The 22,088-nt window shown below is 75.7% G+C and carries 19 protein-coding genes; 10 read left to right on the forward strand and 9 right to left on the reverse strand.

Annotation, left to right across the window (positions count from 1 at the left end):
- Window positions 1-3: 3 nt before the first annotated feature.
- Window positions 4-666: a response regulator gene (locus ACFYWQ_RS17030; RefSeq protein WP_389517168.1), complete on the forward strand. Its 663-nt coding sequence runs from the start codon at window positions 4-6 to the stop codon at window positions 664-666.
- Between the two features lie 99 nt (window positions 667-765).
- Window positions 766-1,938: an ROK family transcriptional regulator gene (locus ACFYWQ_RS17035; protein WP_389517170.1), complete on the forward strand. Its 1,173-nt coding sequence runs from the start codon at window positions 766-768 to the stop codon at window positions 1,936-1,938.
- Between the two features lie 580 nt (window positions 1,939-2,518).
- Here ACFYWQ_RS17035 and ACFYWQ_RS17040 read toward each other — a convergent pair.
- Together ACFYWQ_RS17040 and ACFYWQ_RS17045 are read right to left on the reverse strand one after the other, a co-directional pair.
- Complete coding sequence (locus ACFYWQ_RS17040; protein WP_389517172.1) at window positions 2,519-3,280, reverse strand: GntR family transcriptional regulator; 762 nt, start codon at window positions 3,278-3,280, stop codon at window positions 2,519-2,521.
- 267 nt (window positions 3,281-3,547) lie between these two features.
- Entirely contained in the window at window positions 3,548-4,429 is an 882-nt protein-coding gene (locus tag ACFYWQ_RS17045; RefSeq protein ID WP_389517174.1) for an RNA polymerase sigma-70 factor, read from the reverse strand.
- Window positions 4,430-4,578: 149 nt separating this feature from the next.
- On the opposite strand from ACFYWQ_RS17045, the gene ACFYWQ_RS17050 reads away from it, so the two are divergent.
- The 4 genes from ACFYWQ_RS17050 (at window position 4,579) to ACFYWQ_RS17065 (ending at window position 10,745) form a co-directional block, all read left to right on the forward strand.
- Window positions 4,579-5,409: an alpha/beta fold hydrolase gene (locus ACFYWQ_RS17050; RefSeq protein ID WP_389517176.1), complete on the forward strand. Its 831-nt coding sequence runs from the start codon at window positions 4,579-4,581 to the stop codon at window positions 5,407-5,409.
- A gap of 191 nt (window positions 5,410-5,600) precedes the next feature.
- Window positions 5,601-7,175: an alkaline phosphatase D family protein gene (locus ACFYWQ_RS17055; RefSeq protein WP_389517178.1), complete on the forward strand. Its 1,575-nt coding sequence runs from the start codon at window positions 5,601-5,603 to the stop codon at window positions 7,173-7,175.
- Window positions 7,176-7,367: 192 nt separating this feature from the next.
- Entirely contained in the window at window positions 7,368-8,783 is a 1,416-nt protein-coding gene (locus ACFYWQ_RS17060; protein ID WP_389517180.1) for a GNAT family N-acetyltransferase, read from the forward strand.
- Window positions 8,784-9,053: 270 nt separating this feature from the next.
- The gene (locus ACFYWQ_RS17065; RefSeq protein ID WP_389517182.1) at window positions 9,054-10,745 is read left to right on the forward strand and encodes a DUF885 domain-containing protein; all 1,692 of its coding nucleotides are present in this window, start codon (window positions 9,054-9,056) and stop codon (window positions 10,743-10,745) included.
- A gap of 87 nt (window positions 10,746-10,832) precedes the next feature.
- Here ACFYWQ_RS17065 and ACFYWQ_RS17070 read toward each other — a convergent pair whose 3' ends face one another.
- Complete coding sequence (locus ACFYWQ_RS17070; protein ID WP_389517184.1) at window positions 10,833-11,330, reverse strand: rhodanese-like domain-containing protein; 498 nt, start codon at window positions 11,328-11,330, stop codon at window positions 10,833-10,835.
- Window positions 11,331-11,462: 132 nt separating this feature from the next.
- Between ACFYWQ_RS17070 and ACFYWQ_RS17075 the strand changes: the two genes are divergently transcribed.
- Entirely contained in the window at window positions 11,463-11,909 is a 447-nt protein-coding gene (locus tag ACFYWQ_RS17075) for an Lrp/AsnC family transcriptional regulator (RefSeq protein ID WP_389517186.1), read from the forward strand.
- Between the two features lie 37 nt (window positions 11,910-11,946).
- On the opposite strand, the gene ACFYWQ_RS17080 is transcribed toward ACFYWQ_RS17075, so the two are convergent.
- The 5 genes from ACFYWQ_RS17080 to ACFYWQ_RS17100 all read right to left on the reverse strand — a co-directional run bounded on the left by ACFYWQ_RS17080 (window position 11,947) and on the right by ACFYWQ_RS17100 (window position 18,630).
- On the reverse strand, window positions 11,947-14,940 hold the full coding sequence (locus tag ACFYWQ_RS17080) for an AAA family ATPase (RefSeq protein WP_389517188.1): 2,994 nt from the start codon (window positions 14,938-14,940) through the stop codon (window positions 11,947-11,949).
- Window positions 14,937-16,100 carry an exonuclease SbcCD subunit D gene (locus tag ACFYWQ_RS17085; protein WP_389517190.1) on the reverse strand — a complete coding sequence of 388 codons (1,164 nt, stop codon included), beginning with the start codon at window positions 16,098-16,100 and terminating at the stop codon, window positions 14,937-14,939. The genes ACFYWQ_RS17080 and ACFYWQ_RS17085 overlap by 4 nt, the downstream gene beginning before the upstream one ends.
- Window positions 16,101-16,224: 124 nt before the next feature.
- A complete protein-coding gene (locus tag ACFYWQ_RS17090; RefSeq protein WP_389517192.1) occupies window positions 16,225-16,851 on the reverse strand; it encodes a YigZ family protein in 627 nt (208 codons plus the stop codon).
- A gap of 334 nt (window positions 16,852-17,185) precedes the next feature.
- Window positions 17,186-17,749, reverse strand: coding sequence for a SixA phosphatase family protein (locus ACFYWQ_RS17095; protein ID WP_389517194.1), 564 nt, complete (start codon window positions 17,747-17,749; stop codon window positions 17,186-17,188).
- Window positions 17,746-18,630: a hypothetical protein gene (locus ACFYWQ_RS17100; RefSeq protein WP_389517196.1), complete on the reverse strand. Its 885-nt coding sequence runs from the start codon at window positions 18,628-18,630 to the stop codon at window positions 17,746-17,748. The genes ACFYWQ_RS17095 and ACFYWQ_RS17100 overlap by 4 nt, the downstream gene beginning before the upstream one ends.
- 114 nt (window positions 18,631-18,744) lie before the next feature.
- Here ACFYWQ_RS17100 and ACFYWQ_RS17105 point away from each other — a divergent pair, with 114 nt between their 5' ends.
- Both ACFYWQ_RS17105 and ACFYWQ_RS17110 read left to right on the forward strand, forming a co-directional pair.
- On the forward strand, window positions 18,745-19,152 hold the full coding sequence (locus ACFYWQ_RS17105; RefSeq protein WP_389517198.1) for a CoA-binding protein: 408 nt from the start codon (window positions 18,745-18,747) through the stop codon (window positions 19,150-19,152).
- Between the two features lie 57 nt (window positions 19,153-19,209).
- On the forward strand, window positions 19,210-20,433 hold the full coding sequence (locus ACFYWQ_RS17110; RefSeq protein ID WP_389517200.1) for a 4-hydroxybenzoate 3-monooxygenase: 1,224 nt from the start codon (window positions 19,210-19,212) through the stop codon (window positions 20,431-20,433).
- Between the two features lie 109 nt (window positions 20,434-20,542).
- Here the strand turns inward: ACFYWQ_RS17110 and ACFYWQ_RS17115 are convergent, their stop codons facing one another.
- Window positions 20,543-20,890 carry an ArsR/SmtB family transcription factor gene (locus tag ACFYWQ_RS17115; RefSeq protein ID WP_389517452.1) on the reverse strand — a complete coding sequence of 116 codons (348 nt, stop codon included), beginning with the start codon at window positions 20,888-20,890 and terminating at the stop codon, window positions 20,543-20,545.
- Window positions 20,891-20,965: 75 nt separating this feature from the next.
- On the opposite strand from ACFYWQ_RS17115, the gene ACFYWQ_RS17120 reads away from it, so the two are divergent.
- Window positions 20,966-22,087 (forward strand): cation diffusion facilitator family transporter, encoded by a 1,122-nt coding sequence (locus ACFYWQ_RS17120; RefSeq protein WP_389517202.1) that lies wholly within the window; start codon window positions 20,966-20,968, stop codon window positions 22,085-22,087.
- Window position 22,088: the final 1 nt, after the last annotated feature.

A 22,088-nucleotide genomic window follows, 5' to 3' on the forward strand; every position in this document is an offset into this window, starting at 1 on the left:
CGGATGCCGGTGACCGTCCTGCTCGTCGACGACGAACCCCTGGTCCGCGCGGGTCTGCGCGCCGTGCTGGAGGCGCAGCCCGACATCGAGGTCGTGGGGGAGGCCGCCGACGGGGCGGCGGTGATCCCGCTGGTGCGGAGCCTGCGGCCCGACGTGGTCGCCATGGACGTCCGCATGCCGCTGATGGACGGCATCGAGGCGACGCGTGCGGTGCTGCGGACGGTGGCGGAGCCTCCGAAGATCGTCGTGGTGACGACGTTCGAGAACGACGAGTACGTGTACGAGGCGCTGCGCGCGGGCGCCGACGGGTTCCTGCTGAAGCGGGCCCGGCCGGCCGAGATCGTGCACGCGGTGCGACTGGTCGCGGCGGGTGACTCGCTGCTGTTCCCGGCGTCGGTACGACGGCTCGCCGCCGAGTACGGCGACGGGCACGGCAGCCGGGCGGCCCGGGACGTGCTGGCGCGGGCCCGGCTGACCGAGCGGGAGGCTGAGGTGCTGCGGCTGATGGCGCGCGGGCTGTCCAACGCGGAGATCGCCGCGCGGCTGGTCGTCGGGGCGGAGACGGTCAAGTCCCATGTGAGCGCGGTGCTGGCCAAGCTCGGGGCGCGGGACCGCACCCAGGCGGTGATCACGGCGTACGAGTCGGGGTTCGTGGCGGCGGGCTGAGCCGGGGCGCCTCGGCCCGTGTGCGGGTTCGGCACTCGCCGGGGTCCGCCGCGCCGAGTACGATCCGCCCCACACGCGCACGAGCTGGGAGGACGGACGTTGGGGCGGCTGACCGGCGGGGATCCCTCGCTGCTGCGAAGGATCAACTCCGCGGTGGTGCTGCACGCGTTGCGTGCCGCCGACTGCGCGACGCTGACGGAGATCACCCGGGTGACCGGTCTGTCCCGGCCGACCGTCGAGGGGGTCGTCGAGGATCTCATCGGCGCCGGTCTCGTCGTCGAGAAGGCGGCCGAGGAGGGTGCCGCCCGACGCCAGGGGCGTCCGGCGCGGCGGTTCCGGTTCCGTGCGGAGGCCGGTCATCTGCTGGGTCTGGAGATCGGCGCGCACCGGGTGGCCGCGCTCCTGGCCGACCTGGACGGGCGGGTGCTGGGCGCCCAGGCCAAGGACGTCGACGAGTCGGCCCCGGCGGACGAGCGGCTGGAGCGGCTGCGGACCGCGGTCGCCGAGCTGCTGCGCCGGGCGGGCGTCCCGCGCAGCTCCCTGCGGGCCGTCGGGGTCGGCACGCCCGGGATCGTCGAGGCCGACGGGACGGTACGGCTGGGGACCGCGCTGCCCCAGTGGACGGGGCTGCGGCTGGGCGAACGGCTGAGCCGCTCCTTCAAGTGTCCGGTGCTGGTCGAGAACGACGCCAACGCGGCGGCCGTCGCCGAGCACTGGAAGGGCTGCGCCACCGAGTCCGACGACGTGGTGTTCGTGCTGGCGGGGCTGAGCCCGGGCGCCGGCTCGCTGATCGGCGGGCGGCTGCACCGGGGGTACGGCGGGGCGGCCGGGGAGATCGGCGCGCTGCACCTGCTGGGCCGGGAGGTGACGCCGGAGACGCTGCTGTCGACGACGGACGAGCCGCTGCACCCGTTGGACGAGCAGGCGGTCGCCGAGGTGTTCGCCCAGGCCCGCCGGGGCGACCAGCGGGCCCGCGCGGCCGTGGACCGCTTCCTCCAGCGGCTCGTCCACGACGTGGCCGCGCTGGTCCTGGCCCTCGACCCCGAGCTGGTCGTCGTCGGCGGCTGGGCGGCCGGACTGGACGGCGTACTGGAGCCGCTGCGGCGGGAGTTGGCACGGTACTGCCTGCGGCCGCCGAGGGTGGCCCTGTCGCTGCTCGGGGAGGCGGCCGTGGCGACGGGGGCGCTGCGGCTGGCCCTCGACCACGTGGAGGAACAGCTCTTCACGGTGGAGGGGACGGCGACGGGGCGCTCCCCGGCGGGACACCCGTGAGGCGGGCGGCGCCCGGGGGTGGTCCGGAGCACCTCGCGGGCGGTCCCGGGCGGCGCTCCGGGGGTGCTCCGGGGGTGCTCCGGGGCACCTCGCGGGCGGGCAGGGGCGGTCGGGAGCAGTTCGGGGCGGTCCGGAGTGACCGGGAGTGGCGGAGGTCGTGCCGTCCGGTGGCGTTCCGGGCGGGCGGTGGAGGTGATCCGCCCGGTGGGGTCTCGGAAGCCGACGGGGTGATCGGCCCTGTGGGGTCTCGGGCGGCCCGCGCGGTGATCGGCTCAGGGGGTCTCGCGAGGCCCGCGCGGTGATCGGCTCGGTCTCGGGAGGCCCGCGCGGTGATCCGTCGGTGCCCGAGGCGGACCGGCCGGAGCCCGTCGTACGGCCGACCCGTACGACGGACCCTGCGCACGGGCCGTACGGCGCGCCCGGCGGGCCGGCCGTACGGCGAGCCCGGCGGCCGGGCGATGCGGACTGCGGTCGGCCTGCGCACGGGCCGTACGGCGAGCCCGGCGTGCGGGGCGCACGGCGAGCCCGGCGTGCGGGGCGCACGGCGAGCCCGGCGGCCGGGCGATGCGGACCGCGGTCGTCAGGACGCCTGGTGCTGCGGGCCGGGGTGGATCTCCACGCCGCCCGACGCGCCGAACGTCAGCCGGCAGGTGTCGGCGCGGTAGGTGGCGACGGAGAGCGCCGCGGTGCGGCCCCCGGTGAAGAAGCGGGTGGTGACGACGAGGACCGGGGCGCCGGGCAGCCGGTCGAGTTCCTTGGCGTCGTCGGCGCGGGCCGAGCCCAGTTCCACGGCGCGGTCCTGCCCCTCCAGCGCCAGGCGCTGCAACGCGCGCAGCACCGCACGCGCGCGTGCCGCCCCGGACGGGGCGTCGATGCCGGTGAGGTCGGGCACCGACGCGTGCGGCACGTAGAGGAGTTCGGCGGCGACGGGCTGGCCGTGCGAGACGCGCGAGCGGCGCACGATGTGCACGGGGGTGTCGCGGCCGGTGTCCAGGGCGTCGGCGACGGCGGCCGGCGGGGCCGCGAGCGCGCAGTCGACGGGCCGCCAGGCGTCGTCGCCGGCGCCCGGCCAGTCCTGCCGCTCCGCGCCGACGTCGACGCCCACGCGGGGCGGCGCGACGGTGGTGCCGACGCCGCGGCGACGCTGGAGCCGGCCCTCCAGCTCCAGTTGCTCCAGCGCCTGCCGGAGCGTGGCGCGGGCGACGCCGAAGCGGGCGGCGAGCTCACGCTCGTTGGGGAGGATCTCGCCCACGGTGAACTCGGAGTCCAGTGCCTCGGTGAGCACGGTCCTCAGATGCCAGTACTTCGGTTCCGCTACCGATTCCAGTTGCGTGGTCCCCACCCTGTCCTCCGCAATCACCGTGGTCCGGCGGCGTTTTCGCGCCCTTGTTTATTAAAGGTTGTTGTACTTCTCTGCGACCATAGGACGGCCCCCACCCTTGGTCAAGACCAATGCTCGACGCCACGGGACACCGACAGGCCCCCGCAGCACGGCGTTCACCCGGCGTTCGTGGCGAGGCCCCCGTCCGGGGAACGGGGTCCGTGGTCGGGGCCGGGACAGGCAAGCAGGCGGGCAGGCGGGCAGGCCCGGACGCGGTCGCGCCGTCGGTCAGCCCGCCAGGGCGCGCAGCTTGTCGGGGTTGCGGATGAGGTAGACGGTCCGGATGCCGCCCTCGGCCACGTCGATCTGGAAGAGGGTGTCCGGCTTGCCGCCGGACAGCACCAGGACGGCGGAGCCGCCGTTGACCTCCAGATAGCGGCGGGACACATCAGGAAGGCCCTTGTCCGCCACGCCGACGAGGAACCGGCCGACGTGGTCGGCGCCCTCCAGGACGCGCAGCGGCGCCTTCGCCTTGCCGCCGCTGTCGCCGACGAGCCGGACGTCCGGCGCGAGCAGCGCCATCAGGCCCTCCAGGTCCCCCTCCACGGCCGCGGCGAGGAACCGTTCGGTGAGCTCGCGGCGCTGGACGGGGTCGACCTCGTAGCGGGGCCGCCGCTCCTCGACGTGCCGGCGGGCCCGGCCGGCCAGCTGGCGCACCGCGGACTCGGTCCGGTCGAGGACGGCGCCGATGTCGGCGTACGGGTAGCCGAACGCCTCCCGCAGGACGAACACCGCCCGTTCCAGCGGGGACAGGGACTCCAGGACGACGAGGACGGCGAGGGAGACGGAGTCCGCGAGCACGGCCCGTTCGGCCGTGTCCGCGACGGTGTCGCCGAAGTCGGTGACGTACGGCTCGGGCAGCCAGGGGCCGACGTAGGCCTCGTTGCGGGTCTTGATGCGGGCGAGGCGGTCGAGGGCGAGGCGGGTGGTGACACGCACCAGGTAGGCGCGGGGTTCCCGCACGTCGCCGCGGTCGGCGGCGGACCAGCGCAGCCAGGCGTCCTGGACGACGTCCTCCGCGTCGGCGACCCGCCCGAGCATGCGGTAGGCGACGCCGAGGAGGAACGGACGGTGCTCTTCGAAGACGTCGGTGGCGGTCTCTGCGGTCACGCTGCCATCCCATCCGACGGGCGCGCGGGTGTCCAGCCGGTTCGCGCACGGGCGGCGGCAGCGCAGGGCTACCCACGGGTAGCAGTTGCTGACAAGCTGTCTACGCACGCGTCCGGCCGGCGTCCGCCCGTTGACACGAGGAGCCCTCCATGTCCGCCACCGCCTCCTTCACGGTCCCCTCCCCCCACGGTCCGCGGCCCGTCACCCTCTCGTACGCGCGCGTGGGGCGGGGCGAGCCGCTGCTCCTGCTGCACGGCATCGGGCACCACCGGCAGGCGTGGGACCCGGTGGTGGACATCCTGGCCACCGAGCGGGACGTGATCGCCGTCGACCTGCCCGGCTTCGGCGCGTCCCCGGCCCTGCCCGACGGGCTCGCCCACGACCTGCCCACGACCACCGCGGTGCTCGCGGCCTTCTGCGCGGCGCTGGGGCTCGAACGCCCCGACGTGGCGGGCAACTCGCTGGGCGGTCTGCTGGCCCTGGAGCTGGCCCGCGAGAAGCGCGTACGGTCCGTCACCGCGCTGTCCCCGGCCGGGTTCTGGTCGGAGGCCGAGCGCCGCTACGCCTTCGGCGTGCTGCTCGCCATGCGGGGGATCGCCCAGCGGCTGCCGCTGCCCCTCGTCGAGCGCCTCTCCCGCACCGCGGCCGGCCGCACGGCCCTCACCAGCACCATCTACGCCCGCCCGGCCCGCCGTTCGCCCGAGGCGGTGGTCGCCGAGACGCTCGCGCTGGCGCGGGCCACCGGCTTCGACCGGACCCTGCGGGCCGGTACGACCGTGAGGTTCACCGACGACCTCCCCGGAACGCCCGTCACCGTCGCCTGGGGCACCCGGGACGTGTTGCTCGTACGCCGCCAGGGCGTCCGCGCCAAGCAGATCATCCCCAAGGCCCGCCTGGTCCGCCTGCCCGGCTGCGGCCACGTCCCGATGAACGACGACCCGGCCCTCGTCGCCCGCGTGCTCCTCGACGGCAGCCGCTGAGACGGACCGGGCCGCCGTTCCCCGCCGCGGACGACGGGCGATCCCTGCTGCCGGACGGCCGTCGTCCGCCACCCGGACGGTCCCTCGACGTCGCGACGCCCAGTTGTTCACCTGCGGTTTCCGTGTGCGCTGCGGCGTACCAGTAGGTGTGACTGTGCACACCGGCCGGTACCGTCCCAGGAGGCCCCTCCATGTCCTTCAGTCCGCTCCCCGGGCGCCGCAGTGTTCTGCGGGGCTCGTTGGCCGCGTCCGCGGCGCTGACCCTTCCCGTCGCCGCCGGTGCGGCACCCGCCCTCGCCCTGTCGGGGCGGCCCGCGGCGAAGTGGGGCGTGCAGACCGGGGACGTGTCCGCGCACGCCGGACTGGTGTGGGTGCGGTCCGACCGTCCCGCGCGGATGATCGTGGAGACGGCCGCCACGGAGTCGTTCCGCGACGCGCGCCGCTTCCACGGCCCGCTGCTCGGCGCGGGCACCGACTTCACCGGCACGACGCAGTTGCGCGGGCTGCCGGCCGGCGAGCAGGTCCACTACCGCGTGCTGCTCGCCGACCCGGACGACCCGCGCCGCACCGGCGAGCCGGTGACCGGCACGTTCCGGACCGCGTCCGACACGCGGCGCGACGGCGTGCGGTTCGTCTGGTCCGGCGACCTGGCCGGACAGGGCTGGGGCATCAACCCGGAGATCGGCGGCTACCGGATCTACGACGCGATGGCCGCGCTCGACCCGGACTTCTTCCTGTGCAGCGGCGACAACATCTACGCCGACGGCCCGCTCACCGGGACGGTCACCCTGCCCGACGGGCGGACCTGGCGGAACGTCACCACCGAGGAGAAGGCGAAGGTCGCCGAGACCCTGGCGGAGTTCCGCGGCAACTTCCGCTACAACCTGCTGGACGAGAACCTGCGGGACTTCAACGCCCGGATCCCCTCGATCATCCAGTGGGACGACCACGAGGTCACCAACAACTGGTTCCCGGGCGAGATCTTCGCCGACACCCGGTACACCGAGAAGAACGTCGACGTGCTCGCCGCGCGCGCCCGGCAGGCGTTCTCGGAGTACTTCCCGATCTCGACCCTGCGCCGCCCCGACGGCCGGGTCTACCGGGTGCAGCACCACGGACCGCTGCTGGACGTCTTCGTCCTGGACATGCGCACCTACCGGAACGCGAACTCGGCGGACGACCAGACCACCGACGCGCAGGGCATCCTCGGCCGTGAGCAGCTGGAGTGGCTCCAGCGCGAGTTGTCCCGCTCCCGGGCCGTGTGGAAGGTGATCGCCTCGGACATGCCGATCGGCCTGGTGGTGGCGGACGGCACCGACGGGGCCGCCAACTTCGAGGCGGTGGCGCAGGGCGACCCGGGCGCGCCCCTCGGCCGTGAGCTCCAGATCGCCGAACTGCTGCGGTTCGTCAAGCACCGGCGGATCACCGGCACGGTGTGGCTGACCGCCGACGTCCACCACACCTCGGCCCAGCACTACGACCCGTCCCGGGCCGCGTTCACGGACTTCGCGCCGTTCTGGGAGTTCGTCTCCGGGCCGCTCAACGCGGGCGCCTTCCCGGCGAGCGCGCTGGACGGCACGTTCGGCCCGGACCGCGTCTTCGTCAAGGCTCCCACCGCGTCCAACGTCTCCCCGGCGGAGGGCTACCAGTTCTTCGGCGAGGTCGACATCGACGGCGACAGCGGGGAGCTGACGGTCCGGCTGCGCGAGCAGGACGGCACCGTGCTGTTCACCAAGGTGCTCCAGCCGGGCCGGGTCGGTCAGTAACTCCCGTACTCTGTAAGGGCGCTCCGCGCATCGGCGTCATCCCCCGGTGCGCGGCGCGGCCCCCGTACGACCTGCGGCTTCACAGCCGTAGAAGAATCAACAAACCGGACATATGCTCCCTTTACCCATCAGTCACACAGCGTTCGCGATCACGCAACACCACTCCTTCACAGTGGCTGCATGAGTCGAGACATGTCTGATGTGACGCGCCACAAACACGGGCGCCCGGTGCACCACTGGCGGCGGGACGCGGTCGAGCTCGCCGCGCTCTTCACGGCGGTCGCGGTGGCCGACGTCGTCGCGAACCTCGTGGGGCACGGCCCCGACGGCCCCGGACTGCTGGTCCTCTCCGCCGCCGCGCTGATCGCCACGGCGGGGTTCCACATCTGGTGGTCACGCCGCCACGGTCACGCGCCTCCCACGAGTGATACCGGTGCCCGGCCGCCCTCCCCCGAGGGTCAGGCCGGGCCGTCCGGGCTCCCCGGCCGGACCGCCGGGGAGAGCGCCCTGTGGCGGATGCGGACGACGGTGAAGGACGAGCCGGGGTCGCTGGCCGCGCTGTGCGCGGCGCTGGCCGAGCACCGGGTGGACATCCTCAGCCTGCAGACGCACCCGCTGGGCGAGGACACCGTCGACGAGTTCCTGCTGCGCGCCCCGGCCACGCTGGCGGGCGCCGACATCACCCGGGCCGTGGCACGGGCGGGCGGCGCGGACACCTGGATCGAGCGGGCCGACGCCCACGACCTGGTGGACGCCCCGACCAGGGTGCTGGGCCTCGCCACCCGTACGGCCCTGGACGCGGCGGAACTCCCGCTCGCGCTGCGGCAGTTGCTGGGCCGGTGCACGATCCGTTCGCTGCCCGCCACGGCGCGCGGCGCCGAGCGGCGGCCGGACGGCGTGCCCGTGGAAGGGGTCCTGGAGGACACCGTGATGCGCCTGCGGGCGCCGGAAGGCGGAGTGATCACCGTGGAGCGGCCGTACCTGCCGTTCACCCCTACCGAGTTCGCGCGGGCGCGGGCACTGGTGGAACTGGACGCCCGCCTGGGCCCGCGCGTCCCGCGCGGACACGACGTGCTGACGCTGCCCGAGGGCGACGACATCACCGTGCGCCGGGCGGACCTCGGTGACCTGGAGGCGGCGAAGGCGATGCACGAGCGCTGCTCGGCGCGCACCCTCGGCATGCGCTACCACGGGCCGGTCGGCGACGCCGACCGCTACCTCAACCACCTGCTCAGCCCGCGCTTCGGCCGCACCCTCGCGGTGCAGACGCCGTCCGGGCGCGTCGTCGGCCTCGGGCACCTCCTGTGGGACGGCGACGAGACGGAGGTGGCGCTGCTCGTCGAGGATCAGTGGCAGCGGCGCGGCATCGGCGGCGAACTGCTCGGCCGGCTGGTGGCGATGGCCGCCGAGGCGGGCTGCGAGAGCGTCTACGCCGTGACGCAGTCCTCCAACACCGGCATGGTCGCCGCCATGCGCGGCCTGGGCCTGCCCCTCGACTACCAGATCGAGGAGGGCACCCTCGTCATCACCGCCCGGCTGGACCTGCCGGCCGGGAGCGGTGCGGAGCTGTCGCTGGAGGGGTCCGGGGAGCGGGCCGCCCGCGACTGACCGCGATGTCCCCGGCGGGCCCGGTGACCCGCGTACGGCCCCGGTGACCCCGGCGACCCGCGTACGGCCCCGGTGACCCCGGCGACCCGCGTACGGCCCCGGTGACCCCGGCGACCCGCGTACGGCCCCGGTGACCCCCGTGACCCGCGTACGGCCCGGCGCCCTTGGGTGCCGGGCCGTCCCGCGTCAGGGGCCTCGGCGCATGCCGCCGCCCGCCACGTCGGAGCAAACGCCGTGACGCGCGCCTCCCCGCGTACGAGGATGGGGCGCATGTCGCAGACCAACACCCCGCTGCCCCGCGAGGTCGCCGACGCCTACGTCGACGAGCTCATCGCCCTCGACCCGGTCACCGGTACCTACCTCGGCGTGAAGGAGAGCTCGAGCCGTCTGCCCGACTTCTCACCCGCGGGCCAGGAGGCCCTCGCCCGGCTCGCCCGGGACACGCTGGCCCGGCTCGACGAGGCGGAACGGCGGCCCGGCGCGGACAGGGACGTCGAGCGCCGCTGCGGACGGCTGCTGCGCGAGCGGCTCACCGCCGAACTCGCCGTGCACGACGCCGACGAGGGCCTGCGCTCGGTCGGCAACATGTCCACCCCGGCGCACCACGTGCGCGAGGTGTTCACCGTGACGCCGACGCAGACCGACGATGACTGGGCGGCGGTCGCCGAGCGGCTGCGCGCGGTGCCGGCGGCGCTGGCCGGCTACCGCGAGTCCCTGGCGCTCGGCCTGGAGCGCAAGCTGTACGCGGCGCCGCGGCCGACCGCCACGTTCATCGGCCAGCTCACCGAGTGGGCGGACCCGGACGGCTCGGGCCGCGGCTGGTTCGAGACCTTCGCCGCCGACGGGCCCGACGCGCTGCGCACGGAGCTGGACGAGGCGGCCCGCGCGGCCACCGCGGCGATCGTCGCCCTGCGGGACTGGGTGCGTGATGTGTACGCGCCGACCGTGGCGGCCGCGCCGGACACCGTGGGCCGAGAACGCTACGCGCGCTGGTCCCGCTACTTCAACGGCACCGACCTCGACCTCGACGAGGCGTACGCGTACGGCTGGTCCGAGTACCACCGCATCCACGCCGAGATGAGGCGGGAGGCGGAGAAGGTCCTGCCGGGCGCCGAGACGCCGTGGACGGCGCTCGCGCACCTCGACGAGCACGGCAAGCACATCGAGGGCGTCGACGAGGTCCGCGACTGGCTCCAGGGCCTGATGGACCAGGCGATCGACGCGCTGGACGGCACCCACTTCGAACTCGCCGAGCGGGTGCGGAAGGTGGAGTCGCGCATCGCCCCGCCCGGCAGCGCGGCGGCCCCGTACTACACGTCCCCGTCGGAGGACTTCTCCCGGCCGGGCCGCACCTGGCTGCCGACGATGGGCCTGACCCGCTTCCCCGTCTACGACCTCGTCTCCACGTGGTACCACGAGGGCGTCCCCGGCCATCACCTCCAGCTCGCGCAGTGGGTGCACGTGGCCGGGGACCTCTCCCGCTACCAGGCCACGGTCGGCATGGTGAGCGCCAACGCCGAGGGCTGGGCGCTGTACGCGGAGCGGCTGATGGACGAGCTCGGCTTCCTCACCGACGCCGAACAGCGGCTGGGCTACCTGGACGCGCAGATGATGCGCGCGGTGCGGGTCATCGTCGACATCGGCATGCACCTGGAGCTGGAGATCCCGGCGGACTCCCCCTTCCACCCCGGTGAGCGCTGGACCCCGGAGCTCGCCGAGGAGTTCTTCGGCGCGCACAGCAGCCGTCCGAAGGACTTCGTGGCGAGCGAACTGACCCGCTACCTGAGCATCCCCGGCCAGGCCATCGGCTACAAGCTCGGCGAACGGGCCTGGCTGCTGGGCCGGGAGAAGGCCCGCGAGCGGCACGGCGACGCCTTCGACCTGAAGTCCTGGCACATGGCGGCCCTCTCGCAGGGGTCGCTGGGGCTGGACGACCTGGTGGACGAGCTGGCGCGGCTGTGACCCACGGCGTGCGGAGAGGAGCGGCTCCCGCGGGGCCCGCTCTCCGCACGCCTCAGCAGCCGTAGGACCCTCTCCCTCCGCACGGCCTCAGCAGCCGCAGTCCCCGGCGTCCACCGGCGCGGTCAGCGGATCGGCGTCGCGCCGCTCCCGGCCCTGCCAGGTCTCGAACTCGAAGCCCTCGCGCACCCAGTACTCGAAACCGCCGAGCATCTCCTTGACGCGGTAGCCGAGTTCGGCGAGCGCGAGGGCGGCACGGGTCGCGCCGTTGCAGCCGGGTCCCCAGCAGTACGTCACGACCGGGACGTCCTTGTCGAGGAGCTGTGCCGCCTGCTCGGGGATGAGCGCGGTGGGCAGGTGGACCGCGCCGGGAACGTGCCCCTGGTCCCAGGACGCGGTGGAGCGGGAGTCCAGGACCACGAAGCCGGGGTCGCCGCCGGCCGCGAGCGCGGCGGCCACGTCGGAGACGTCCGCGTGGAAGACCAGGCTCGCCCGGAAGTAGGAGGCGGCCTCGGCCGGGGCCGCGGGAGCCACGCGCAGGACGGGGTGGGCGGGGGTGACGGCGGTGGTGGCGCTGAGGGCGGTCATCGCAGGGCCTTTCGCGGTGGTGCTGACTGATTCCCGATGACCAGAAATCTACGGCCGCCGATCCGCACGCTGAAGGGGCGTTCCACGGCCCCGGCCTTGCCCGACCGGGGATTTCCCTGCTATTCCTCGGCCATGACCGCGTATTCCCCGGACGCCACCGACCGGCGCATCCTCGACGTCCTCCAGCGCGAGGGCCGGGCCAGTTTCGCCGACCTGGCGCGTGCCGTGTCGATGTCGGCCAGTGCCGTCACCGAGCGGGTGCGGCGCCTGGAGGAGGCGGGCGTCATCCAGGGCTACGCGGCCGTCGTGGACCCCGAGCGGCTGGGGCTGCCGATCCTGGCGTTCGTCCGGCTGCGCTACCCCACCGGCAACTACAAGCCGTTCCACGACCTGGTGGCCGTCACGCCGGAGATCCTGGAGGCGCACCACGTCACCGGCGACGACTGCTTCGTCATCAAGGTCGCCGCCCGCTCGATGCGGCACCTGGAGGAGGTGTCGGGCCGGATCGGCGCGCTGGGGTCGGTGACCACCAGCGTCGTCTACTCCTCACCGCTCCCCCGGCGCCCCCTCAGTCCCTGAGAGCCCCGGGGCGCGCTGGGGCGCCGGGGCACGGGCGTCACGCGTCGGCGCGCTGGCGCACCACCGACCCGGCCCTGCCCTTGACGACCTCCAGCTGCGCGTGGATCCGCCGCCGCAGGTCGGCCACGTGGCTGACGATGCCGACGCTGCGGTCGCGCTCGCGCAGGGAGTCCAGGACGTCGAGGACCTCGTCCAGGGTCTGGTCGTCGAGGCTGCCGAACCCCTCGTCGATGAAGAGCGTGTCCAGCCGGACCCCGCCCGCCTCGTCGGTGACGACGTCGGCGAGGCCCAGGGCGAGCGCCAGCGAGGCGAAGAAGGTCTCGCCGCCCGACAGCGTGGACGTGTCCCGCTCCCGCCCGGTCCAGGCGTCGACGACGTGCAGTCCGAGCCCGCTGCGGCCGCGTCCGGTCCGGTCGTCGGAGTGGACGAGGGTGTAGCGCCCGGAGGACATGCGGTGCAGGCGCGCGGTCGCGGCGGCGGCCACCTGTTCCAGCCGGGCGGCCAGGACGTACGACTCCAGGCGCATCCTGCGCCCGTTGTCCGCCGAGGTGCCAGCGGTGAGGCCGGCCAGGCGGGCCACGCGGTCGTACTCCTCCCGCAGGGGCGCGAGCCGGCGCACGCCGTCGGCCGCGCGCGCGGACAGCCGGTCGAGTTCGGCGCAGCGGCGGGCGGCCGCGTCCTCGGCGGAGGCGGCCCGGCGCAGCCGCTCGGCGGCCTCGGCGGCGGCCTGTTCCGCCCCGGGGAGGTCGGCGGCGGGCCGCTGCGCGGCGGCCGCGGTCTCCGGCTCGGCGAGCACGGCCCGTACGGCCGCCTCCTCGGCCTGCCGGGCGTCCAGGCGCCGTTGCAGCTCGCGGTGGGCGGTGGCGTCGAGGAGGGCGTCGGCGGCGGCCCGCGGGGTGTCGAAGCCGGCCCGGAAGGCGGCCTCGTCGAGGCGTCCGTCGGCGGCCTTGAGGCGTACGGCGCTCTCCTCGGCGGCGCGGGCGGCGTCGGCGGCGTCGGTGAGCCGGGCGGCCTGCCGTTCCAGGTGCGCGGCCCGCGCGGCCACGCTCTCCGCGGTGCCGCGCGCCTCGGCCAGTTCCTCCTCCAGCGCCGTCCGTTCCCGCTCCAGCCGTTCCCGGTGGCCCACCCGGGAGGCGGCGCGCACGGCGGCGTCGCGCAGGGCGGCCGTGCGCCGCTCGTGTTCCTGCTCGGCCCGGCGCAGTTCCTCGCGGGCCGGATGCAGCGCGGAGGCGTCCCGGCGGGCCTCGGCGTGGCCGCGCTCCAGCTCGTCGGCCTCGGCGGCGAGCCGGTCGGTCGGGGTGTCGCCCGCCTCGGCGCCGGCGGCGGCGAGCGCCTCCCGGGCGAGACCGAGGTCGCGTTCGGCGTCCGCCCGCTCCCGCTCGGCCCGCTGGTGGGCGGCGAGGGCCTGTTCCTCGGCCTCCCGGTCGACGTGTCCGGCGACCTTGCGGGCGGGCGCGGGGTGGTCGGTGGCACCGCAGACGGCGCAGGGCTCGCCGTCCCTCAGGGTGGCGGCCAGTTCGGCGGCGATGCCGTTGAGCCGCTGCTCCTTGAGGTCGAGCCAGTGCGTACGCGCCGCCAGCGCCCGCTCCGCGCAGGCGAGGGCCCGCCGCTGGGCGTCCTCCGTGTCGCGGGCCAGTGCGTCGCGCAGCCGGGCCGCGGTCAGCCGCCGCCGGGCGGGCTCGCGCTGGACGGCGAGCTGTTCGGCGCGGGTGGCGGCCTCCTGGGCGGACTCGACGCGGGCCTGGAGCGACGCGCGGGTCGCCTCCCAGTCGGCGAGCCAGCCCTCGGTCTCCGCCAGCACGTCCTCGTCGGCGCGCTCCTGCCGGTCCAGGTCGGCGCGCTCGGCGAGCAGACCGGCCAGGCGCCGCTCGCCGCGGCGGGCCGACTCCAGGCCGCCCAGCTCCTGCGCGGCGCGGCGTGCGGCGGCGGCGAGTCCGGCGGCGCCGGCCTCCGCGAACCGCTCCGGGAGCAGCCCGCGCGCGCGGGCCTCGGCGCCGGCCGCCCGGCGGTGCTCGGCCTCGGCGGCGTCGCGCAGCTCCAGCGCCGGCGCCACCGCCTCCGCCTTGCGGGCCCGCTCCATCCGCTCCCGCGCCTCCCGGTGCTCCCCGGCCCGCTCATCGAGCAGCCGGGCCCGCTCCCGGGCCTGCGCGAACCGCCCCTGCAACCGGGCCAGTTCCCGTACGTCGGACAGGACGCGCTCGGCGGCGGCGCGGGCGGACTCGGCGGCGAGGCCGGCGCACTCGGCGACCGTCAGCCGCTCCCGCGCGGTGGCGCGGGCGACGGCGGCGGCGGACAGCACGGCCTCGGCGAGTCCCGGCTCGCCCGGGGCCAGCTCGGGCAGTTCCATGGCGTCACCGGCGGCCTGCTGCATGCGGTGCGCGTCCGCCAGCAGTGCCGCGTCGCCCTCACGCACGCGTGCCTCCGCCGTGCGCCGCCGTTCCGCGAGGCGCTTCTCGACGTCGGCGAACCGCTGTGTGTCGAAGAGGCGTCCGAGCAGCCGGCCGCGCGCTTCGGCGTCCGCCCGCAGGAAGCGCGCGAAGTCGCCCTGGGGCAGCAGCACGACCTGGCAGAACTGCTCCCGGCTCATGCCGAGCAGCTGGGTGATCTCCTCGCCTATCTCCTGGTGGGAGCGGCTGAGGTCCTTCCACGTCCCGGTGACGGCGTCGTATTCGCGCAGCTCGCTCTGGGCCTTCTCGACCGTCGTGCCCGTCCCGCGCCTCTTGGGGCGCTCCCAGGGCGGCCGGCGGGTGACCTCCAGCCGGCGTCCGGCGACGGTGAGTTCGAGGGTGACCTCGGTGCGGGTGCCGGGGGCGGCGTGGTCGGAGCGCAGGGTCAGGCCCTGGGCGCTCTGCCGGGCGCCCGGGACGGAGCCGTACAGCGCGTAGCAGACGGCGTCCAGGACGGACGTCTTGCCGGCGCCCGTCGGTCCGTGCAGCAGGAAGAGGCCGGCGGCGGACAGCTCGTCGAAGTCGACGCTCTGGGAGCCGCCGAAGGGGCCGAAGGCGGTGAGGCCGAGCCGGTGCAGCCTCATCGGGCGACCTCCCGGACGGCGTCGTCGGCGCGGACGGCGTCGAAGGCGTCGCGCAGGACGGCCCGCTCGCGTCCGTCCGGGCCCGCCCCGCGCACATGGGCGACGAAGTCCTCGGCGACCTGCTGGTCGCTGCGGCCGGCGAGACGCCGGGCGTACGAGACGCCGGGGCCGTCCGGTGCGCGGTCGGGGGCGAAGACGAGGCTGAGGGTGTGCGGGAAGCGCTCGGTGAGCCGGGCCATGGGTTCGGCCGGGCGGACGGCGTCGGTGAGCGTCGCCTCCACCCAGGCCTCCTCGTGCCGGGCCAGCGCGGGGTCGGCGAGCAGTTCCTCCAGCGTGCCCCTGAGGCGGGCCAGCGCGCGCGGCACCGGGCAGTCGATCCGCTCGGCGTCGACCGAGCCGTCGGCTCCGAGGTCGACGAGCCACATCGTCTTGCGGTGCCCGGCCTCGGAGAAGGAGTACGGCAGCGGCGAGCCGGAGTAGCGCACGCGCCCGGTGATGGTCTGGCAGCCGTGCAGGTGCCCGAGCGCCACGTAGTCGACGCCGTCGAAGACGCCGGCGGGCACGGACGCGACGCCGCCGACGGTGATGTCCCGCTCGCTGTCGCTGGGTTCCCCGCCGGTGACGAAGGCGTGGGCGAGGACGACGGAGCGCGTTCCGCGCGCGCGGCCGGCGAGGTCGGCGCGGACCCGGTCCATGGCGGCGGCGAGCACCGTCTCGTGGCCCGCCCGCTCCACGCCGAACTCGTCCTTCACCAGGGCCGGTTCCAGGTAGGGCAGCCCGTAGAAGGCGATGTCGCCGTGCGCGTCGGTGAGCACCACCGGGGTGCCCGCCGCCGCGGGGTCGGTGCGCAGGTGGACGCCCGCGCGCCCGATCAGTCCGGCGCCCACGCCGAGGCGCCGCGCGGAGTCGTGGTTGCCGGAGATCATGACGGTCGGCACGCCCAGCGCGGCGAGCCGGTGCAGGGCGTCGTCGAACAGCTCCACGGCGGCGAGCGGCGGCACCGCCCGGTCGTACACGTCTCCCGAGACGACCACCGCGTCCACCTCGCGCTCCCGCACGGTGGCGACGAGGTGGGCGACGAACTCGGCCTGGGCGCCGAGCATGTTCACCCGGTGGAACGCCCGGCCGAGATGCCAGTCGGAAGTGTGCAGGAGCCTCATGGGCTCCGAGACTAACGGCCGGGTCCGACATCACGGCCGGTCACTCGCGCAGCACCCCGTCACACCGAGCGCCACAAACGGACGTTACGGACATTTGACTTGCGCGAGCGGGGTGACCGCCGCCTCACGCGTCCCCGTACGCCTCCCCGCCCACCTCGAAGCCGGCCGTGCCCGCCGTGACGTCCGCGAGCCATGCGCGGACGGCGTCCACGTCGGCGTCCGGCAGCCCGATCTCGATCGCGACCGCCTCCCCGTAGCGCACGTCCCGGACCTCGCGGCCGGTGGCGCGCAGGTCGTTCTGCACCTTTCCGGCCCGCTGGTGGTCCACCGTCACCGTCGCCAGGCGGAAGCGGCGGCGGGTGATCGTGCCGAGGGCGTCGAGGGCCTCGCCGACCGCGCCGCCGTAGGCGCGGATCAGTCCGCCGGCGCCGAGCTTCACGCCCCCGTAGTAGCGGGTGACGACCGCCACGACGTAACGCATGTCACGGCGCAGCAGCATCTGGAGCATCGGCACGCCCGCGGTGCCGCCGGGTTCGCCGTCGTCACTGGCCCGCTGGACGGCGGCGTCGGCGCCGATGACGTAGGCCCAGCAGTTGTGGGTGGCGTCGGCGTGCTCCTTGCGGACGGCCGCGACGAAGTCCTGGGCCTCCCGCTCGGTGGCCGCCGGTGCCAGGGCGCACAGGAAGCGGGAACGGTTGACCTCGGTCTCGTGCACGCCCGCGTGGGCGACCGTGCGGTACTCGTCCTGCATCCGGCCAGCCTATGCGGTGACACGGGGCACACCGCCGCCCGGGACACCGCCGCCGGAGCGTCCGAAGCACCGGCCCAGCGGGCCGCGGACCGGGACCCCGGACCGGGCCGGCGCCGAAGCGGCCGGGCCGGCCGCCCTGGTGGCACAGGGCACACTGCCGCCCGGGACACCGCCGGAGCGTCCGGAGCGCCGGCCCAGCGGGCCGCGGACCGGGACCCCGGACCGGGCCGGCGCCGAAGCGGCCGGGCGAGCCGCCCTGGTGACTCGGGGCACACCGCCGCCCGGGACACCGCCGGAGCGTCCGGAGCGCCGGCCGAGCGGGCCGTGGACCGGGTCAGCGGGTGCCTCTGGGGACGGCCGTCGCCGTCAGTCGGGCCCGGCCCGGAGCCAGGTCCGCCCAGCCGGGCCCGGACCAGTCCAGTACCGCGATCGCCGACGTGGGGAACTTCACCCGCACCCGCTCCAGGGTGTCGTCGGGCCCGACCCCGGCCAGGGCGAGGACCAGTTCCTGAAGGCCGGGGTTGTGTCCGACCAGCAGCAGCGTCCCGACGTCGGCCGGCGTCTCCCGGACGACCGCCAGCAGGTCGTGCCGGTCGGCCGCGTACAGCCGGGGCTCGTACCGGACGGGCGGCCGGCCGCCCCACTCGGCGCCGGCCAGCTCCCAGGTCAGCCGGGCGCGCACGGCGGTGGAGCACAGCGCGAGGTCGGGCACCCAGCCGCCCTGTGCGAGCGCCCGCCCCGCGGCGGGCGCGTCCCGGCGGCCGCGCGCGCCCAGCGGCCGCTCGTGGTCGGCGACGCCCTCCGGCCACGCCGACTTGGCGTGCCGCAGCACCACCAGCCGCCGCGGCGGCACGGCGGCGGCCCCGGGTCCGGCACCCGCGCCGGTGCCGGCGTTCACGCCGGAGCTCCCAGGTCGCGGGTGAGGTCGAGGCCGAGGAGACGGTCGGCGTAGGCGTACGTCTCGAAGCGGGCGCCGGGCGGGAGGTCCGTCCCGGCCTGTTCCACCGTCCGCAGCACGCGCAGCACCTCCGGCACGTCCAGGTCGTCCTCCCAGGCGGCGCGGAGCCGTCCGCGCACCTCGTCGGGGACCGGCCGTGAGGGCTGCCGCGCCCAGTCGGCGACGGCGCGCCGCCAGCGCGCGAGGGTGTCCTGGGCGGCGTGCAGCGCGTCGGCGTCGAGCGGGGCGGGCCGGCGGTGGTGGTGCGACAGCAGGGCGAGACGCAGGGCGGCGGGGTCGGTCCCCGGACGGCCGTCGTCACCGTGCCGCCCAGCGGGACCGGACGGCCCGACGCCGGGCGGCCCGGCGAGGGACGGGTCGCCCGACGGTCCGACGGCGGACGGCCCGGCGACAGACGGGTCGCCGGACGGCCCTGCGCCGGACGGCCCGAGCAGATCCAGCCGCAGCACGTCGGCGGGGGCGGGCCGGACGGGGGCCACGGCGATCCGGACGCCGTCGGGCGTCTCGTCGTCCTCCGCGACCACGTGCAGGGCGCGGGCCGCACCGGTCCCGGCCGCGAGGTCCCGCCCCTCCTCGAAGGGCCGGATCCCCAGGGCCGTCCCGGCCGTCCGCAGTTCCCGCCGGTCCCCGGCGCCGGTGAGCAGGGCCAGGACGGGCGTGCCGCCGAGCTCCAGGGCACGGACGAGGAGGTCGGCGACCAGGAGGACCCGGAGCGCGCCGGGGCCGTACCCGGGCGCGTAGACCTGGACGCGGGTCAGGCCCCGGCGGGCGGGGGCGGCGGCGACGGACTCGCCGGTTCGGGCGTCGATGATGCGCAGCACGGGGCGAGCGTAGGCGGCCGGCGGGCCGTCCGCAGTCCGACGGCACGGAATCAGGGCCGCCCGTGCGGTGTTGAGCCGGTCACCACACGTCCCCGTCCGTCAAGGAGGCCGCCGGTGCACGGCGACGAGGCAACGATCCGCAAGATCCTCACCGAGCTCGGCGACACCTGGGCGGTGGTGGGCCTGTCGACCAACTCCCGGCGGGCGGCGTACGGCGTCGCCGGGGTGCTCCAGCGCTTCGGCAAGCGGATCGTGCCGGTCCACCCCAAGGCGGAGACGGTCCACGGGGAGCGGGGGTACGCCTCGCTCGCGGACATCCCGTTCGAGGTGGACGTCGTCGACGTCTTCGTCAACAGCGACCTCGCCGGGGCCGTCGCGGACGAGGCCGTCGCTAAGGGCGCCAAGGCCGTCTGGTTCCAGCTCGGCGTGGTCGACGAGGGCGCCTACGACCGCACGCGCGCCGCGGGGCTGGACATGGTGATGGACCGTTGCCCGGCGATCGAGATCCCCCGCCTGGGCTGAACCGGTGGACCGCTCCGGCCCCCTGACGTCGTTCGAGGGGACACCCATAATGTGCGGATGACCACCGCCTCCCCCCGCCCCGACTCCCCCGCGCCGGAACGGACTCCGGTCGTCGTCGTGGGCGCCGGCCCCGCCGGTCTGACCGTCGGCAACATCCTGCGCGCCGCACGCGTCGACTGCGTGGTCCTGGAGACGGAGACCCGCGCCTTCATCGAACGCCGGCCACGGGCCGGAGTCCTGGAGGAGCGGGCGGTGCGCGAGCTCCAGCGGCGCGGCCTGGCCGCCGACCTGCTGGAGCGCGCCCAACGGCACACCGCGTGCGAGTTCCGCTGCGGCGGCGAGCGGTACCGCTTCTCCTACGGCGAGCTCACGGGCCGCCACCACTTCGTGTATCCGCAGCCGCTGCTGGTGACGGACCTCGTGCGCGAGTACGTGGACGTGCGCGGCGGGGACGCCCGGTTCTCGGTGCGCGAGGTCGCGCTGCACGACCTCGACACGGACGCCCCGTCGGTGTCGTACCTCTGCCCCGAGACGGGGGAACGGCGGCTGCTGCGCTGTGACGTCGTGGTCGGCGCGGACGGGGCGCGCGGGGTCAGCCGGGCCGCGCTGGTGCCGGAGCGGGCGCGGATCGCGCGGCACGACTACGGCACGGGCTGGCTGGCGCTGCTGGCGGAGGCGCCGCCGTCGTCCGACTGCGTGCTGTTCGGCATCCATCCGCGCGGGTTCGCCGGTCACATGACCCGCAGCCCGGAGGTGACCCGCTATTACCTCCAGTGCCCGCCCGGCGACGACCCGGCGAACTGGTCCCACGAACGCGTCTGGGCCGAGCTGCGCGAGCGCCTCGGGGCCGCCGGCGCGCCGGAGCTCACCGAGGGCAGGCTGATCGAGAGGCGCGTGCTCGACCTGCACGACTACGTCGTCGAGCCGATGGCGCACGGGCGGCTGTTCCTGGCCGGGGACGCGGCCCACCTGGTGGCGCCCATCGCCGCCAAGGGCATGAACCTCGCCCTGCACGACGCCTTCCTGCTCGGCGACGCCCTGGTCGCGGCGGTGCGGGACGGTGACGCGTCGGGTCTGGAGGGCTATTCGGAGGCGTGCCTGCGGCGGGTGTGGGACTACCAGGAGTTCTCGCAGTGGCTGTCCGAGGTGTACCACGGCTCCGCCACGGGGGATCCGTTCCGCGCGGGCACCACGCGCGCCCGGCTGCGCCGCCTGTTCACCTCGCCCACCGCCGCGGCGGCGTTCGCGGAGCAGTACCTGGGGGCGGCGGAGCGGTACTGACCGGGCCCCGCGCCGTCAGCCGGGTCGCGGGCCGTCAGCCCGGTTTCGGCCGGTCGCGCACCGGCCGGTCGCGCACCGGCTGGTCGCGCACCGGCTGGTCGCGCACCGGCTAGTCGTGCACCGGCTGATCGCCGAGCCGGTGGTCGGCCACGCTCAGCGCCTCGTCGACCAGGCGGCGCAGATGGCCGTCGCGCAGGGAGTAGATCACCCGTCGGCCCTCCTTGCGGGTGCTGACGAGCCCCGCCAGCCGCAGCCGTGCCAGATGCTGGCTCACCGCCGGACGGGCCGCCCCGCACGCCTCCGTCAGCGTCGTCACGTCCGCCTCGCCCGAGGTCAGGGCGTGCAGCAGGGTCAGGCGCGTACGGTCGCCGAGCAGGGCGAGCAGCTCGGCCGCGAGGGCGAACTGCTCCTCGCCGGGACTGCGCGGGTGCGCATCGTGCGCAGGTGACAGGTGCATGCGTGCGCTCACACGCACATAATGGCGGAGTGGGCGGACGCGCGTCCACCGCGGCGCACCGGAAAGGGGATCGACGTGAGCGAGCGGCACCGGCACGACCACGGTCACGAGCACCACGAGCACCACGGTGACCACAACCACCACATTGACCACAGCCACCACGACCACCGCGGCCGCCACGGCAAAAAGCCCCACCACGGTCACCCCCGCTCAGGTATGCGCCACCGCCTCGCCCACCTCCTGACCCCCCACTCCCACGAGACCGCCGACAAGCTGGACCGTGCCCTGGAGTCCTCGGCCCAGGGCATGCGCGCACTGTGGATCTCGCTGGCGGTCCTCGGCGTGACGGCGGCGGCGCAGGCGGTCGTGGTGGTGGCCTCCGGCTCGGTGGCGCTGCTGGGCGACACCGTGCACAACGCGGCGGACGCACTGACCGCCGTACCGCTCGGGATCGCGTTCGTGCTGGGACGGCGGGCCGCCACCCGCCGCTTCACCTACGGCTACGGGCGGGCGGAGGACCTGGCGGGACTGGCGATCGTGGTGACGATCGCCGCGTCGGCGGCCTTCGCAGGATGGGCGGCCGTCGACCGGCTGCTGGACCCGCGGCCCGTGCAGCACGTGCCCGCGGTGGCGGCGGCCGCGCTCGTCGGCTTCGCGGGCAACGAGTGGGTGGCCCGCTACCGCATCCGCGTCGGCCGCGCGATCGGCTCGGCGGCGCTGGTCGCGGACGGGCTGCACGCGCGCACCGACGGTTTCACGTCCCTGGCCGTGCTGCTGGGCGCCGGCGGGTCCGCGCTGGGGTGGCGGGCGGCCGACCCCGTGGTGGGGCTGGCGATCACGGCGGCGATCGTGCTGGTGCTGCGGGACGCCGCGCGGGAGGTGTTCCGGCGGGTGATGGACGCCGTCGACCCGGCGCTGGTGGACCGGGCCGAGCGGGCGCTGCGGGAGGTCGAGGGCGTGCGCGGGGTGGGCGAGCTGCGGCTGCGCTGGATCGGGCACCGGCTGCGGGCCGAGGTCGCGGTCGTCGTGGACGGCGGGGCGACGGTCCGTGCGGCGCACGCGATCGCCGTGGACGCCGAACACGCCCTGCTGCACGCCGTACCGCGGCTGACGGCGGCGCTGGTGCACGCGGATCCGGCGCCGGTGCCGGGCGAGGACGACCCGCACCGGGCCCTCGCCCATCACGCCACGGTCTGAG

This window comes from Streptomyces sp. NPDC003247 (assembly GCF_042888135.1).
Lineage (GTDB): Bacteria > Actinomycetota > Actinomycetes > Streptomycetales > Streptomycetaceae > Streptomyces.